This window comes from Streptomyces sp. WAC03905 (genome assembly GCF_057371075.1).
Window position 1 is genome coordinate 2968432 of record NZ_JBXYDZ010000003.1, and the last position, 16096, is coordinate 2984527.

Consider the following 16096-nt stretch of genomic DNA (forward strand, 5'->3'; position numbering starts at 1 on the left):
GTGCTCGTGAGTCGGCGCGATCCCCACATCGCGTGACCCATTGACCCGAGCTCAATGGAGCCATCCTCAGGGACCGCCAGGCCGTAAACCACACTTAAGTGGTCTCGTTTTCACAACATCGATCCGCGGCAGAAACCCGAAATCCGGACAAACGGATAGGAGACAGACACGTGCGAAACGGACGGTTAGCTCATCATCCGGAGTGTCACGGTCGGTATGCGGACACCTGAACGCAAAAATCCGCTTGACAAAAGCGAACAGCCCCCTCCCGCACGGAGTCCGTGAGGGAGGGGGCTGCTGTTTTACCACGCCGGTGCGGCCGGGCACGACCACCGCGGCCGCCGCCCGGGCGAACCCGGGACGAACGGCCCGAACGCGGCTGCTACTTGGCGGACTTGGCGCGCGACGCGGTGCGCGAGCGCTCCTTCTGGTCCAGGACGACCTTGCGGATGCGGACCGCCTCCGGGGTCACCTCGACGCACTCGTCGTCGCGGCAGAACTCCAGGGACTGCTCCAGGGAGAGCTTGCGCGGCGGCACGATCGCCTCGAAGGTGTCGGCGGAGGAGGAGCGCATGTTGGTGAGCTTCTTCTCCTTGGTGATGTTCACGTCCATGTCGTCGGCGCGCGAGTTCTCGCCGACGATCATGCCCTCGTACACCTCGGTGCCGGGGTCGGTGAACAGCACACCGCGCTCCTGGAGGTTGGTCATCGCGAACGCGGTGACCGCACCCGCGCGGTCGGCGACCAGGGAGCCGTTGTTACGGGTGACCAGCTGGCCGAACCACGGCTCGTGGCCCTCGTGGATCGAGTGACCGATGCCGGTGCCGCGGGTCTGCGTCAGGAACTCCGTACGGAAGCCGATGAGGCCACGGGACGGAACGACGAACTCCATGCGGACCCAGCCGGAGCCGTGGTTCGACATGTTGTCCATGCGGCCCTTGCGGACGCCCATGAGCTGCGTGACGGCGCCCATGTGCTCCTCGGGCACGTCGATCGTCATGCGCTCGACCGGCTCGTGCACCTTGCCGTCGATCTCGCGGGTGACGACCTGCGGCTTGCCGATGGTCAGCTCGAAGCCCTCGCGGCGCATCTGCTCGACCAGGATGGCCAGCGCCAGCTCACCGCGGCCCTGCACCTCCCAGGCGTCCGGGCGCTCGGTGTCGAGCACGCGGAGCGAGACGTTGCCGATCAGCTCGCGGTCCAGGCGGTCCTTGACCTGACGGGCGGTGACCTTGCGGTCCTTGACCGCGGACTTGGCGTCCGCGCCCTTGCCGGAGCCGCCGCGGCCGACCATCGGGGAGGTGTTGGTACCGATGACCATGGAGATGGCCGGCTCGTCCACCGTGATGAGCGGCAGGGCGATCGGGTTCTCCGGGTCGGCCAGGGTCTCGCCGATCATGATGTCGGGGATACCGGCGACGGCGCAGATGTCACCGGGGCCGGCGACCTCGGCCGGCTTGCGGGTGAGCGCCTCGGTCATCATCAGCTCGGTGATGCGGACGTTCGAGATCGAGCCGTCACGCTTGATCCACGCGACGGTCTGGCCCTTGCGCAGCTCGCCCTGCTCGACGCGCAGCAGCGCGATGCGGCCGAGGAAGTTGTCGGCGTCCAGGTTGGTGACGTGGGCCTGGAGGGGGGCGTCCTCGTCGTACACCGGGGCCGGGACGTGCTCCAGGATGGTGGAGAAGAACGGCTCCAGGTTCTCGCTGTCGGCGGGGACGGTGCCGTCCTCCGGCTTGGTCAGCGAGGCGATGCCGTCACGGCCGCAGGCGTAGACGATCGGGAACTCGATCTGGTCCTCGTCGGCGTCCAGGTCCAGGAACAGGTCGTAGGTCTCGTTGACGACCTCGTCGATCCGGGAGTCCGGGCGGTCCGTCTTGTTGATGCAGAGGATGACCGGCTTCCGCTGCATGAGCGCCTTGCGCAGCACGAAGCGGGTCTGGGGCAGCGGACCCTCGGAGGCGTCCACCAGGAGGACGACGGCGTCGACCATCGACAGGCCGCGCTCGACCTCGCCACCGAAGTCGGCGTGGCCGGGGGTGTCGATGATGTTGATCGTGATCGGGGCCCCGCCGTCCTTGGGGTGGTACTTCACCGCCGTGTTCTTGGCGAGGATCGTGATGCCCTTCTCACGCTCCAGGTCGTTCGAGTCCATCATGCGGTCGTCGAGCTGCTGGTGGGCGGCGAAGGCACCGGCCTGCTTGAGCATGGCATCGACGATGGTCGTCTTGCCATGGTCGACGTGGGCGACGATGGCGACGTTACGGATGTCGTGGCGCGTGGGCACTTCGGCGCTTCTCCCGGGATCGTGGATGGCGTCGCGTACGGCCTGGCACGCGCGCCTCGACCGGGCGAAAACCTGCCACGGCCTTACCCCATGGTACGTCGCGTGGCGGGAACCGCCTGCCGGGGGGCTGTCAAGAGGCCGGAGGAACGAGCGCGGCCGGGCGCGAGGTGGGGTGCCCGGACCGCCGTTCCTGCGGGAATACGTGCGGGTCAACGGGTAGGCACGACCTTGCCCGCCGGAGTTCCGGCGGGCAAGGGACTTGAGTCACATCTGAGCTTGTGACCCGTGGGGCAACCCGACAGGCACCCCTTTGTCACCACATCTTCGCCCGGCCTACTTCTTCTTCTCCTTGGCCCCGGACGCCTTCTTCCAGCCGATGTCCTGGTAACGGGGGGCGCCGAGGCCGAAGGCGCCGGCGTTGACCAGGCCGGGCTTGACCGCCACCAGCTCGGGACGCTGGAAGAGCGGGATCGAACCGGCGGCCGCCCAGATCCTGGCGTCGGCCTTGCGGACCAGCTCGCGGGACTGCGCCTCGTCCAGCTCCCCGACGGCCTGGTCGAACAGCTGGTCGATGTGGTCGGTGCCGACCCGCGTGTAGTTCTGCTCGACGAGGAGCGAGCCGTCCGCCGCCGGCTCCGGCTTGGCGAAGATCGGCCGGGCGTCGGTGGCGGGGAAGGCCGTCGCCGGCCAGGAGTAGAGCGCCAGGTCGTACGCGCCCGAGGCGATGTGGTCCTTGAAGAAGCTCTCGTCGGCCACCTTGGTCGTCTCGGTGTTCACTCCGAGCTTGCGCAGCATCTGCGAGATCCGCTCGCCGACGGCGCGCAGGGACTCCGAGCCGGGTCCGGCCGGGAGGACGAAGCGCAGGGTGAGCGCCTTGCCGTCCTTGGCGAGCATGTTGCCCGAGGTGCGGGTGGTCTGCTTGGCCGGAGCCGGTGACCCCTTGGCGGGATCGGCCGCGTCGCCGTCGCGGGCGGCGCTGCGCTTGCCGTCGACGAGGGCGCGCGCCCCGGCGGCCTGGGCGAGGAGGGAGGCCTTCTGCTCGGCCCCGAAGGGGGCGGGGGCCAGGACCGGGGAGACCCGGTCCTCCTCGCCGGCGCCGGTCCCCGAGCCCGGTTCGGCGGCCGCCCCGGAGCCCGGTCCGGAGCCCGCTTCGGCGGCTTCGCCGTTGGCGCCGTCGTCCTGGCCCACGATGTACAGGCCGTCGTTGCCGGTACCCGGCCCGGCGGGGGTCTTGCCGTCGTCCTGCGGGGCGCTCTCCGGCCCGGCCTTGGCCCCTGCGGGCTCGGTGATCCTGCCGCCCCGGCGCCAGCCGGCATCGGCGAGGAGGGCCTGGGCCGCCTTGGCGTCCTGGCCGCCGAGCGCGTCGCTGTTGTCGGCGTACGCCTGCTGCCCGGCCAGCGCCACGTGGCTGCCGACCGGCTTCGCGGGCAGGCCGAGCGGCTTGAGCACGAGGTCGGCCAGGGCCTGGCGGTCCAGGGCGCGGGCCACCGCCCGGCGCACCCGCTCGTCGGCCAGCGGGCCGGAGGCCCCGTTCATCGCAAGCTGGGTGTAGGCCGGCTCCAGGGACTTGCGGACCGTGAAGCCGCGCAGGGCCGCCTGCTCCGCCGCGTACCGCTGCACCGCCTCGGTGTGCTTGGTGCGGTCCTCCTTCTCCTGCGCCGCCTTCTCCTCGTCCGTACCGAAGGCGTTCGCCCAGGACAGGGTGGCCTGCGCCGGGGTCATCGCGGCGCCCGGACCGTGCGCCGGGGCCCCGCCCGCGCCCGCGCCGCCCTTGCCGGCGGCGTCCCGGCGGGCCAGTGCGATGCGGTCGGCGCCGGAGCGGTCGATCTCGGCCAGGTCGACCTTCCCGGCGGCCAGGGCCGCGGGGCGCTCGGCGCGCGGCACGGCCGTCAGGACCATCGTGTCCAGCTTGGCCTGCTTGCCCCACCAGCGCGGATTGCGCGTCAGGGCGGCGGTGCCCGTCTTCTTGTCGATCGCCCCGAGGGCGAAGGGGCCGGCGGTGACCTTCAGGGTGCCGCGGGCACCCTCGTTGAAGGCGTCCGGGGTGCCGGTGACCTGCTTGGGGTAGAGCGGGGAGAACAGCGAGCGCCAGTCCGCGTACGGCTTGGCGAAGGTGACCCTGACCTCCAGGTCGGTCTTGCCCTTCTCGATCTTCTCGATCCGCTCGTAGCCGGCGTTGCGCGCCGTCCAGTACGCCGTGTCCTTGCCGTTCAGGGCCCGCCACTGGGCCACGAAGTCGGGGGCCCCGATCTCCCGCCCGTCGCTCCACACGGCCTTCTGGTTCAGCTTGTACAGGACGACCTGCTTGGGCTCCCGCTCGATGACCTCGGCCTTCTCCAGGTAGTCCGGATTGGCCACCGGCCGCCCCTTGGCGTCCAGCACGAACAGGTGCGGCAGCACCGCCCCCGCGATCCGGCTGGTGGTCGCGTCCGCGTCGGCCTGGAAGGCGTTGAGGGTGTCCGGAAGGGTGTCCACCGCCCACCGCAGTACGCCCCCGTCCGCGACCTTGTCGCGGGTGGTCGCGGCGATGTCCTGCCCTGCGGCGGCCGGGCCGCCCTCGTCGTCACCCGCGCCGCAGCCCGTGAGCAGCGGCAGTGCGAGGACTCCCGAGGTCAGGAGCGCCAAGGACCTGCGCCTTCTCTGGGACATGGGTGGTACCTCCGGAGCGGGGCGTGGGGGAGGCGTGATCACGTTCGGCGGTATATGGAGCTGATCACACCGGTTGCCGGACTCCACTGAAATCGACGGCGCTCCGCACCGTTCGCAGCCGCCTCTCGCCACGCCGCGAACCCCACCCGTGCGGACCAATCCCGTTTGCGGCAGGGGGGACGCGGAGGGGCGCACACTTCACGCCTGCGCGCCCGCAATCGCTGCACGTCCCTTCACAACCGGGGACAGGAGGCGCGACACTCGCAGGCGCACATGAGCGTTGCCACCGCACCCAGGCGGAAATGAGGGCAAATCATGTCCCTGAACGATGACCTGACCGCAGTACGACGCAGCCTCGACGAGCTCACGCGCAAGGTGGAGCGGCTGGAGCGGCAGGCCGCGGGCCGCAGGCCCGCGTCGGCCGCACCGGACCCGTCCCAGATGGTGACCGTCCCGGACACCCCCTACGACAGCGCCCTGTGGACGGACTCCGACGACGAGGGTCTCGGGGCCCGCGATCGCCGCGCGCCCTGACGCCGCCCGTACGCGAACCGCACGCCGTCCATCCCGCTCACCCGTCGGGCCCGGCCGCCCCGCCGCCGACCCGGCGGGAGCGTCCCCTCATCACTCCTCCCGGAGTCCTCTTTGGCCACAGGCACGGAACGACCCCAGCAGCGGCCCGGCGGCGTCCACGACGCCTCGCGGGCCGCGATCGCGGCCCGGCACCTGCGCACCGACCGGTGGTGGCTCGCCCCCGCCGGCACCGCGGCCGGATTGTTCGCCTTCATCGTCTACTCGACCTGGCGGGCCTTCGCGAACGCCGACTACTACGCCGCCCCCTACGTGTCCCCGTTCTACTCCCCGTGTCTCGCGGAGAACTGCGCGGAGATGCGCGGCGGCCCCAACTGGGACCTCTTCGGCAGCTGGTGGGGCCTGTCCCCCGCGCTGCTGATCCTGGTCTTCCCGCTCGGCTTCCGCCTGACCTGCTACTACTACCGCAAGGCCTACTACCGCGGCTTCTGGGCCTCACCGCCCGCCTGCGCCGTGGCCGAACCGCACGCGCGGTACACCGGCGAGACCCGCTTCCCGCTGATCCTGCAGAACGCCCACCGCTACTTCTTCTACGCGGCCGTGCCCGTCGCGGGCATCCTCACGTACGACACCGTGCTGACCTTCCGCGACGAGCACTACGCGTGGGGCCACATGGGCCTCGGGACCCTGCTGTTCCTGGTCAACATCGCGCTCATCTGGGCCTACACGCTGTCCTGCCACTCCTGCCGCCACATCATGGGCGGCCGCCTCAAGCACTTCTCCCGGCACCCCGTGCGCTACCGGCTCTGGGGCTGGATCAGCCGGCTCAACTCCCGCCACATGCAGCTGGCCTGGGCCTCCCTGATCAGCGTGGCCCTGTGCGACTTCTACGTGTACCTGCTGGCCAGCGGCGCCTTCACCGACCCGAGGATCTTCTGAGATGGCTCAAGTGGAACGGCAGCAGTGGGACGTGGTCGTCGTAGGGGCGGGGGGCGCGGGGCTGCGGGCCGCGATCGAGGCCCGCGAGCGGGGCGCCCGTACGGCCGTGATCTGCAAGTCCCTGTTCGGCAAGGCCCATACGGTGATGGCGGAGGGCGGGATCGCCGCCTCCATGGGCAACGTCAACGACGGCGACAACTGGCAGGTGCACTTCCGCGACACCATGCGCGGCGGGAAGTTCCTCAACCAGTGGCGGATGGCGGAACTGCACGCCAAGGAGGCGCCGGACCGGGTCTGGGAGCTGGAGACCTGGGGTGCGCTCTTCGACCGCACCCCGGACGGGCGGATCTCCCAGCGCAACTTCGGCGGGCACGAGTACCCGCGCCTCGCGCACGTCGGCGACCGCACCGGCCTGGAGCTGATCCGCACCCTCCAGCAGAAGATCGTCGCCCTGCAGCAGGAGGACTTCAAGGAGACCGGGGACTACGAGGCCCGGCTCAAGGTCTTCCAGGAGTGCACGGTCACCAGGGTCCTGAAAGACGGGGAGAAGGTCTCGGGGGCCTTCTGCTACGAACGCGAGAGCGGCCGCTTCTTCGTGCTGGAGGCCCCGGCCGTGGTCCTGGCCACCGGCGGCATCGGCAAGTCCTTCAAGACCACCTCCAACTCCTGGGAGTACACCGGCGACGGCCACGCCCTGGCCCTCCTCGCGGGTGCACCCCTGCTCAACATGGAGTTCGTGCAGTTCCACCCGACCGGCATGGTGTGGCCGCCCTCGGTGAAGGGGATCCTCGTCACCGAGTCCGTGCGCGGCGACGGCGGGGTGCTGCGCAACTCCGAGGGCGAGCGGTTCATGTTCGACTACGTCCCCGACGTCTTCAAGGAGAAGTACGCGGAGTCGGAGGAGGAGGGCGACCGCTGGTACGAGGACCCGGACCACAACCGGCGCCCGCCCGAGCTGCTGCCCCGCGACGAGGTGGCGCGGGCGATCAACTCCGAGGTGAAGGCCGGCCGCGGCTCGCCGCACGGCGGGGTCTTCCTCGACGTGTCGACGCGGATGCCGGCCGAGAAGATCAAGCGGCGGCTCCCGTCCATGTACCACCAGTTCAAGGAACTGGCGGACGTGGACATCACGGCGGAGCCGATGGAGGTCGGGCCCACCTGCCACTACGTGATGGGCGGCATCGCGGTCGACTCCGAGACCGCCGCGACCGTCGGCGTACCGGGGCTGTTCGCGGCCGGCGAGGTCGCCGGCGGGATGCACGGCTCGAACCGGCTCGGCGGGAACTCCCTGTCCGACCTGCTGGTCTTCGGGCGGCGGGCCGGGCTGCACGCCGCCGAGTACGCCGCCCGGGACACGGCCGGCCGCCCGGCCGTGTCCCGGGCGGCGGTCGACGCGGCCGCAGCGGAGGCGCTGGCCCCGTTCCACGCCGCCGAGGGCGCGGAGAACCCGTACACCCTGCACCAGGAACTCCAGACGACCATGAACGACCTCGTCGGCATCATCCGCCGGGAGGGTGAGATGGCCGAGGCCCTGGAGCGGCTCGCCGCCCTGCGCGTCCGAGCCTCCCGGGCGGGCGTCGAGGGGCACCGGCAGTTCAACCCGGGCTGGCACCTCGCCCTGGACCTGCGGAACATGCTGCTGGTCAGCGAGTGCGTCGCCCGCGCGGCCCTGGAGCGCACCGAGAGCCGGGGCGGGCACACCCGCGAGGACTGCCCGGCGATGGAGCGGGCCTGGCGCCCGGTGAACCTGCTGTGCCGGCCGGTGGACCCCGTACCGGCGGACCCGGCGGCCGACCGGATCGAGCTGGTCCGCACCCGCACCGACCCCATCCGCCCCGACCTGCTCGCGTTGTTCGACAAGGAAGAGCTGGTCAAGTACCTCGCCGAAGAGGAGCTGTACGAATGAGCACGTACGAGGCGAGCTTCCGGGTCTGGCGGGGCGACGCGGAAGGCGGAGCGCTCGGGGACTTCACGGTCGAGGTGCACGACGGGGAGGTGGTCCTGGACATCGTCCACCGGCTCCAGGCCACCCAGGCCCCGGACCTGGCGGTGCGCTGGAACTGCAAGGCGGGCAAGTGCGGCTCGTGCAGCGCGGAGGTCAACGGACGGCCGCGGCTGATGTGCATGACCCGCATGTCGACCTTCGAGCGGACCGAGACGATCACGATCACCCCGCTGCGCGCCTTCCCCGTCGTGCGGGACCTGGTCACGGACGTGTCCTTCAACTACCGGAAGGCACGGGAGGTGCCGGCCTTCGTGCCGCCGGAGGGGGTGGCCCCGGGCGCCTACCGGATGCAGCAGGTCGACGTGGAGCGCTCGCAGGAGTTCAGGAAGTGCATCGAGTGCTTCCTGTGCCAGGACACCTGCCACGTGGTGCGCGACCACGAGGAGAACAAGGAGGCCTTCGCCGGCCCGCGCTTCCTGATGCGGGTGGCGGAGCTGGACATGCATCCCCTGGACGCGGCATCGGACGCCGGGCTGGACCGCAGGCGGACCGCCCAGGAGGAGCACGGGCTCGGCTACTGCAACATCACCAAGTGCTGTACGGAGGTCTGCCCCGAGGGCATCAAGATCACCGACAACGCGCTGATCCCGCTGAAGGAACGGGCGGTGGACCGCAAGTACGACCCGCTGGTCTGGCTGGGCAGCAGGATCGGCCGCCGCAAGGGCTGACGGAAGACCGGGGTCCTCCCGCGGAGGACCCCGGGTCCGGGCCCCTGCCCGTTGCTCCGGATGCGGGCCGGAGAATGCCCTCATACCCTCCCAAATGTGATCCCGCCGAGAATCGAGCCGCGCAGCAGAGCACTCGTACGGGCCGGGCTCGCCCTGGCCGCGGGCCTGCTGGCGGTCGGCGGCTGGGGCGTCGTGGAGGCGCCGGGCGCACGCGCCGAGGACCCCGTCGCCCTGGCGCAGCAGGGTCAGATCACCGACCTCGTCGGGGCGCTCGGCGACCGGAAGCCCGCCGTCACCGCCGCCCTCGACCAGCTGTACGCCGACCGGAGGATCCAGCTCTTCGTGGCGTACGTGCGGGACTTCTCCGGGCGCTCCGCCCAGAGCTGGGCGGACGCCACCGCGCAGCGCAACGGCCTCGGCCAGGACGACGTCCTGCTGGCCGTGGCCACCGGAGCCCGCCAGTACGCCTATTCGGCCGATGTCGACTCCGGCCTCACCGAGCGGCAGCTGGCCGAGGTGGCGCGCACCGCCATCGAGCCGGCCCTGCGGCAGAACGACTGGGCGGGCGCGGCCATCGGTGCGGCGAACGGTTACGACGCGGTCCTCGGCGGGCAGCCCGTCCCGGCGCCGACCATCACGCCGGGCCCGGCCGACCCCGGTGGCGGCGGCGACGACAGCGGCGCCGGGGACTTCGTCCTCCCGGTGATCGCGGTCGGCGCCGCCGGGGCCCTGGGCGTGTACGCGTACCGGCGCCGCAGGCGCGGCGACACCGCGGCCGGCGGCCGCGGGACGACGACGGGGCCCGGCTGGCCCGAAGGGGCGCCGGACCGCCTCCCGCTGCCGGAGCTGGACGGCCGGACGAAGTCCCTGCTGGTGGAGACGGACGACGCGGTCCGCACCAGCACCGAGGAACTCGGTTTCGCCGTGGCGGAGTTCGGTGAGGAGGCCGCGGCTCCCTTCACGGCCGCCGTGGAGCACGCCAAGGGCGAACTGACGCTCGCCTTCCGGCTGCGCCAGCAGCTCGACGACGCCTACCCGGAGGACGACGCGGCGCGGCGCCGGATGCTGGACGAGATCGTGGCCCGCTGCACCGGGGCGAGCCGGCTGCTCGACGCCCAGGCGGCGGACTTCGACCGGCTGCGGGACCTGGAGAAGAACGCCCCGCAGGCCCTGGCGGCCGTGGAGCAGCGCTACCTGGAGCTGACCGGGCGCGCCACCACAGCCGAGGCGACGCTGACGGCGCTGAGCGGGCGGTACGCCGACTCCGCCTCCGCACCGGTCTCCTCCAACCCCGCACAGGCCAAGGACCGGCTGCTGTTCGCGGCGACCAACCTGGGCCTGGCCCACGCGGCGGTCGACGCCGGCGAGAGCGGCACGGCGGCGGTGCACGTGCGGTCCGCCGAGGGCGCCGTGGACCAGGCGGCGACCCTGATGGACGCGGTCGAGCGGCGGGCGCAGGAGCTGGCGGAGGCGGCCGGGAAGCTGCCGGGCGCCCTGACCGAGACGGAGACCGACCTGGCGGACGCCCGCGGGCTGCTGACCGGTACGACGGAGGGCACCTCGACGGCGGACCTGCGCGGGCGCATCGGCCGGGCCGAGTCCGTGCTGGCCGACGTACGGCGGGAGGAGGCGGCCGGCCGGTACGACCCGATCGACGCCCTGCGCCGGGTGGAGGAGGCCGACGCGGCCCTGGACGAGGCCCTGGCCGGGGCCCGGGAGCGGGAGTCGGGCCGGCAGCGGGCCGCGGCCCTCCTGGACCGGGCGATGCTGTCGGCGCGCAGTGCGATCGGAGCGGCTACGGACTACATCACCACCACCCGTGGCGCGGTGGGCAGTCAGGCGCGCACCCGGCTGGCCGAGGCGGGCCGCCGGCTGGAGCGGGCCGACTCGCTGGCGGCGGGCGACCCGTCGGCGGCGCTGGCCGAGGCCCAGCAGGCGGACGCGCTGGCGCGGCAGGCGCAGCAGCTGGCGGAGCAGGACGTACGGGCGTACCAGGACCCGTACGCGGGACGGCGCGGTGGGCAGGGCGGTGCCGTGCTGGGCGGGATCATCCTCGGCGAGATCCTGCGCGGCGGCTTCGGGGGCGGCGGCGGCCGGGGCGGCGGCTTCGGCGGATTCGGCGGCGGAGGCGGCGGGGGCAGCGGCCCGGGCTCCTTCGGCGGCGGCGGCACCCGGGGCCGCATGGGCGGTGGCGGCCGTTTCTGAACCGCCCGCGGCGCGGGTCCGTACCGACAGACCATCCCTCACCAGGAGAGGCCCATCATGAGCAAGCAGACGATCCTCGGCCGGGTCACCCAGCTCGCCAAGGCGAACATCAACGCCCTGCTGGACCAGGCGGAGGACCCGCAGAAGATGCTGGACCAGCTGATCCGGGACTACAGCAACAACATCTCGGAGGCGGACCAGGCGGTCGCGACGACGATCGGCAATCTGCGGATGCTGGAGGCGGACCACAAGGAGGACGTGGACGCGGCCGCCGAGTGGGGCTCCAAGGCCCTGGCCGCGAGCCGGAAGGCGGACGAGCTGAGGGCGTCGGGGTCGGCGGCGGAGGCCGACCGGTTCGACAACCTGGCGAAGGTGGCGCTGGGGCGGCAGCTGCAGTCGGAGAAGGAGGCGACGACGGCCGAGCCGACGATCGCCGCGCAGACGGCGGTCGTCGACAAGCTCATGTCGGGCCTGGAGTCGATGCGGAGCAAGCTGGCCGAACTCCAGGCGAAGCGTGACGAGCTGGTGGCCCGGGCGCGGACCGCGCAGGCGCAGAACACGATGCTGGACGCGGTGAAGAACATCGACGTCCTGGACCCGACGAGCGACCTGCACCGCTTCGAGGAGAAGGTGCGGCGGGAGGAGGCGATGGCCCTGGGCAAGCAGGAGCTGGCCGCATCCTCCCTGGACGCCCAGTTCGAGTCCCTGGAGGACCTCGGCAGGGCCTCCGAGGTCGAGGCCCGCCTGGCCGCCCTCAAGCAGGGCCGGGCCGCCTAGGCAGTGTCCGGCGCGGGGCCGGGGTCCCGGGAGCACGGGCAGGGACCCCGGCCCGGCGTCAGCCGTACAGGTTCAGCAGCTGCTCCGCCGAGAGTTCCGAGACGGCCTCCTCCGCCGCGCCGGGAAGGGGGAAGCTCGAACCACACGGTCTTGCCCCGGTGGGTACGGCGGGTCCCCCACCCGGCGGACAGCATGCCCACCAGCTGCAGACCGCGGCCGCCCTCGTCGGTGTCACGGGCGCGCCGGCGGCGCGGCTGGACCAGGTTGGCGTCCCACACCTCGCACACCAGCGTCCGGTCCAGGAGCAGCCTGAGCCGGATCTCGCCCTCGCCATAGCGCAGGGCGTTGGTGACGAGTTCGCTGACCAGCAACTCCGTCGTGTCCAGCAGGCCTTCGAGGCCCCACGCGGGCAGCTTCGCCCGGGCCAGCTCCCGCGCCCGGCCCACCGACCGGGCCTCGCGCGGCAGCTGCCAGTCCCCGACGGCGTCCACGGGCAGCCCCTGCACCCGGGCCATCAGCAGGGCGATGTCGTCCTCGCCGTGCCGGGTGTCCAGGGTGTTCAGCACGTGGTCGCAGACGTCCTCCAGGGGGCGGACGGGGTCGGCGAGCGCGGCGCGCAGGCCCCGCAGTCCCTCCTCCAGCGGATGGTCGCGGGACTCCACGAGGCCGTCGGTGTAGAGAGCGAGCAGGGCGCCCTCGGGGAGTTCGACCTCGACCTCCTCGAACGGTTCCCCGCCCACCCCGAGCGGCAGCCCGGGCGGTACTTCCAGCAGCAGGGCGGGCATCGGCTCGCGGTCCTCGCCCGGCCCGGTGTGGTCGGGCGACACCAGCACCGGCGGCATGTGGCCGGCGTTGGCGATGGTGCAGCGCCGCGTCACCGGGTCGTAGACCGCGTACACGCAGGTGGCGAGGTACACCTCCGAGCGGTCGGAGTCCCGTGAGTGCAGGGCGGCGCGGGAGGCCTGCTGGGAGCCTCCGGGCGCGCCGAGCCCGCGGGCGATCTCGTCGAGGGCGGTCAGCACCTCCGCCGGTTCGAGGTCCAGCAGGGCCAGGGTCCGTACGGCGGTGCGCAGTTCGCCCATGGCGACGGCGGCCCGCAGGCCCCGGCCCATGACGTCGCCGACGACCAGCGCCGTGCGGTGCCCGGGCAGCTCGATGACGTCGAACCAGTCGCCGCCGACCTCGGTGGCCGCGTTGCCCGGCAGGTAGCGGCAGGCGATGTCCAGGCCGGCCGCCTCGGGGTCGCCGGGGGGCAGCAGGCTGCGCTGCAGTATCAGCGCCCGTTCGTGCTCGCGCCGGTAGAGCCGCGCGTTGTCGATGCAGACGGCGGCGCGTGCGGCCAGTTCCACGGCCACCGCGCGGTCCCGTTCACCGAAGGGCTCGCTGCCCTTCGTACGGGAGAACTGCGCGAGGCCGACCACCGTGTCGTGGGCCACCATCGGCACCACCAGGGTGGACTGCACGAGGTCTTCCGGTCCGCCGCCCTCGATCAGCCGCGGCCGCGCCGTGCGCAGGGCGAGGGCGCCGGGCGACGCGGCGGGATAGCGGTGGATGTCGCCGACGGCGACCAGGGCGCCGGGGCCGGACAGCGGGGCGTCCGAGACGGCGGAGGCGAAGGCCACCCGGCGCAGCGGCGCGGAGGGCGTACGGGCCGGGCCCTGGCCGGGGAGGCTGGGCACGCCCGGGCCCTGGGGCCGTGCGGGCCGGTCGTCGTCGCCGAGGAGCAGCCCCTGGTAGAGGTCGACGGCGGCGAGGTCGCAGAAGCCCGGGACGGTGACGTCGAGGAGTTCGCGGGCGGTGGTCTCCAGGTCGAGGGAGTTGCCGATGCGGTGCCCGGCCTCGTTCAGCAGGGCGAGGTTGCGCCGTACTCCGGCGGCCTCACGGGCGGCGAGGTGGCGCCGGGTGACGTCCGTGCCGATGCCGGCGACGCCGATGGGGCGGCCGCTGCCGCCGTGGACGCGGTAGAGGTTGATGGACCAGTGGCGGTTCTCGCGGCTGCGGGGGGTGGCTCCGGTGATCCGCAGGTCGGTGACCGCCTCGCCGGTGTCCAGCACCCGGCGCAGCGCGTCGGCCATCCGGTCGGCCTCGTGCGCCGGCAGGTAGTCGTGCACGGTGCGGCCGCGGTGCGTCTCGGCGGAGCCGCCGAAGACGGTGGCGAAGCGGCGGTTGGCCCGCTGCACGGTGAGGTCGGTGCCGAAGAGCAGGAAACCGAAAGGAGATTGGCCGAATATGGCCTGTGAAGCGGCAAGGTCGGACTCGATGCGGCGCAGCGCCCGTACGTCGACGACGACGCAGAGGGCGGCCCGTTCCGCGGTCTCGGTCTGGGTCGGCATGACGTAGATCTCGGCCACGCCGTGCGCGCCGTTGCCACCGGGGATCCGGAAGGGGATCAGACCGGTCCACTCCTTGCCGTCGAGGATCTCGGCGACCTTGCGGTGGGCGTCGGGGCGCACTTCGGGCGGCATGAAGGCGTCGACCGGGTCGCGCCCCACGGTCTGGGCGGCCGTCAGCCCGAAGAGCTCCTCGGCGCGCAGGCTCCACTGGTCGATGTACCCGTCGGGTCCGATCGAGAAGGAGGCGACCTTTATGTAGTCATATATCGAGCCAGGCGGACTGCTGTGCCACAGGGCGTCGTGCCATGTCTCCCGAGGCACATCGGCCTGATGTGCCTGCGCAGGTATTTCGCTCACGCGACCGTCCCCTCCAGCTCACCGCAACCGGACCGGCCATGACGGCAGTATTCAGCACCACGACCCCGGACGGCACGGCGTTCACGATCACAGCACGGTCTCGATGATTTCGAGCCATGTCGCGCGATCGCCCCCGACCCCCTGTCCGGCTGCCGCCGGAAGGGCCGCGGAGGTTCTCCCGCCACCGCTCACCTTGTTACTCACCAGGAAGAGCCAACTCGAACCACACAGTCTTCCCTGTTTTCCCGTGGCGTGTTCCCCAGCGCTGCGAGGAGGCGGCGACGAGGTGCAGTCCGCGGCCCCCCTCGTCCTCCGTGTCGGCCACCCGCTCCCGGGGCGGATCCGGAAGCGGATCGGAGATCTCCACCAGCAGCGCGGGCCCGCCTGCACCGGCGTCCGCGGGACCTCCGGCGGCCGGATTCCGCCGTATCAGCCGGACGCCGATGGGACCGGAGGCGTAGCGGAGGGAATTGGTGACGAGTTCGCTGACCAGCAGGACGGTCACGTCGCCGACGGCTTCGAGCCCCCACTCGTGAAGGGTTCCGCGCACGGCGTGGCGGGCGGTGCGGACGGCGCCGGGCTCGGCGGGGAAGGCCCACTCGGCGCTCTCACCGTCTGTGTCGATCACGCCGATCACTTCCCGGGCCAGCAGCGACCCCAGTCCGGTTCGTCTGGGACGAAAGGGGGACGAGATAGGGATTAATAGCGACATACCCGATATTCAGGGCGTCGTACCACTCGATCCCGAACCTACCGGCGGACTGTGGCGCAGACGGCCGAGGCGTCCGGCCCGCGAGCGTCACGCGCCCCCGCTATGGCCTTCGTGGTCCGCGGGGCCCGCCGGCCGGTCCGCGCCCCCGGCCTTGCCTGCGTCCGCGCCGCCGGTCACGCCTCCGGCCATGCCCCCGCCCGCGCCCCCGGTCGCGCGCAAGCGCCGGCCGGCTTCGGCGACGGCGGGGCGGTCCTGGTCCAGCCAGTCCACCGACTCCAGTTCCTCCGGGCCGAGCCAGCGCAGCTCGTCGTGGTCCTCCAGCGGCGTCGGCTGCCCGGAGAGCAGCCGCGCCGTCCACACGTGCAGGACCAGGCCGGGCCTGAGCGGCCACTCCCCCGGGATCCGCTCCAGCGGCTCGGTCTCCACGCCGAGTTCCTCGCGCAGTTCGCGCACCAGCGCCTCGGGCACGGACTCACCCGGTTCCGCCTTCCCGCCGGGCAGCTCCCAGCGTCCGGCCAGCTCCGGCGGCGCGCTGCGGCGGGCGGCCAGCAGGCGCCCGTCATGACAAAGGGCTCCGCCCACGACCACGCGTACCGTCATGGGCGGAGCCTATGCCAGCGCCGTGAGGCGCCG

General features: G+C 72.4%; 10 protein-coding genes and 1 pseudogene. 6 read left to right on the forward strand and 5 right to left on the reverse strand.

The features are described 5' to 3' along the window. Positions 1 to 382 precede the first annotated feature (382 nt). Together typA and AC2RP6_RS15675 are read right to left on the reverse strand one after the other, a co-directional pair. On the reverse strand, positions 383 to 2287 hold the full coding sequence (gene typA / locus AC2RP6_RS15670) for a translational GTPase TypA (RefSeq protein WP_486446761.1): 1905 nt from the start codon (positions 2285 to 2287) through the stop codon (positions 383 to 385). A 333-nt stretch (positions 2288 to 2620) separates the two neighbouring features. Beyond that, positions 2621 to 4936, reverse strand: coding sequence for an ABC transporter family substrate-binding protein (locus AC2RP6_RS15675; RefSeq protein WP_486446762.1), 2316 nt, complete (start codon positions 4934 to 4936; stop codon positions 2621 to 2623). Positions 4937 to 5251: 315 nt separating this feature from the next. Here AC2RP6_RS15675 and AC2RP6_RS15680 point away from each other — a divergent pair, with 315 nt between their 5' ends. The 6 genes from AC2RP6_RS15680 to AC2RP6_RS15705 all read left to right on the forward strand — a co-directional run bounded on the left by AC2RP6_RS15680 (position 5252) and on the right by AC2RP6_RS15705 (position 12061). Next, entirely contained in the window at positions 5252 to 5470 is a 219-nt protein-coding gene (locus AC2RP6_RS15680) for a hypothetical protein (RefSeq protein WP_486446763.1), read from the forward strand. Between the two features lie 111 nt (positions 5471 to 5581). After that, positions 5582 to 6406, forward strand: a complete 825-nt coding sequence (locus tag AC2RP6_RS15685; RefSeq protein WP_486446764.1) for a hypothetical protein — start codon at positions 5582 to 5584, stop codon at positions 6404 to 6406. Between the two features lies 1 nt (position 6407). Beyond that, the gene (locus AC2RP6_RS15690) at positions 6408 to 8312 is read left to right on the forward strand and encodes a fumarate reductase/succinate dehydrogenase flavoprotein subunit (RefSeq protein ID WP_486446765.1); all 1905 of its coding nucleotides are present in this window, start codon (positions 6408 to 6410) and stop codon (positions 8310 to 8312) included. Further along, positions 8309 to 9079 (forward strand): succinate dehydrogenase/fumarate reductase iron-sulfur subunit, encoded by a 771-nt coding sequence (locus AC2RP6_RS15695; protein ID WP_486446766.1) that lies wholly within the window; start codon positions 8309 to 8311, stop codon positions 9077 to 9079. Before AC2RP6_RS15690 ends, AC2RP6_RS15695 begins: the two co-directional genes overlap by 4 nt. Before the next feature lie 60 nt (positions 9080 to 9139). Then, entirely contained in the window at positions 9140 to 11284 is a 2145-nt protein-coding gene (locus tag AC2RP6_RS15700) for a TPM domain-containing protein (RefSeq protein WP_486446767.1), read from the forward strand. Positions 11285 to 11341: 57 nt separating this feature from the next. After that, positions 11342 to 12061 (forward strand): PspA/IM30 family protein, encoded by a 720-nt coding sequence (locus tag AC2RP6_RS15705; protein WP_486446768.1) that lies wholly within the window; start codon positions 11342 to 11344, stop codon positions 12059 to 12061. Here AC2RP6_RS15705 and AC2RP6_RS15710 read toward each other — a convergent pair. The 3 genes and pseudogenes from AC2RP6_RS15710 to AC2RP6_RS15720 all read right to left on the reverse strand — a co-directional run. Beyond that, positions 12058 to 14715: a SpoIIE family protein phosphatase gene (locus AC2RP6_RS15710; RefSeq protein ID WP_486446769.1), complete on the reverse strand. Its 2658-nt coding sequence runs from the start codon at positions 14713 to 14715 to the stop codon at positions 12058 to 12060. The two genes, AC2RP6_RS15705 and AC2RP6_RS15710, sit on opposite strands and share 4 nt — an antisense overlap. 232 nt (positions 14716 to 14947) lie before the next feature. Further along, positions 14948 to 15388: an ATP-binding protein gene (locus AC2RP6_RS15715; protein WP_486446770.1), complete on the reverse strand. Its 441-nt coding sequence runs from the start codon at positions 15386 to 15388 to the stop codon at positions 14948 to 14950. 273 nt (positions 15389 to 15661) lie between these two features. Beyond that, positions 15662 to 16063 (reverse strand): annotated as a pseudogene (locus AC2RP6_RS15720) ((deoxy)nucleoside triphosphate pyrophosphohydrolase); the annotation flags it as partial. Positions 16064 to 16096 lie beyond the last annotated feature (33 nt).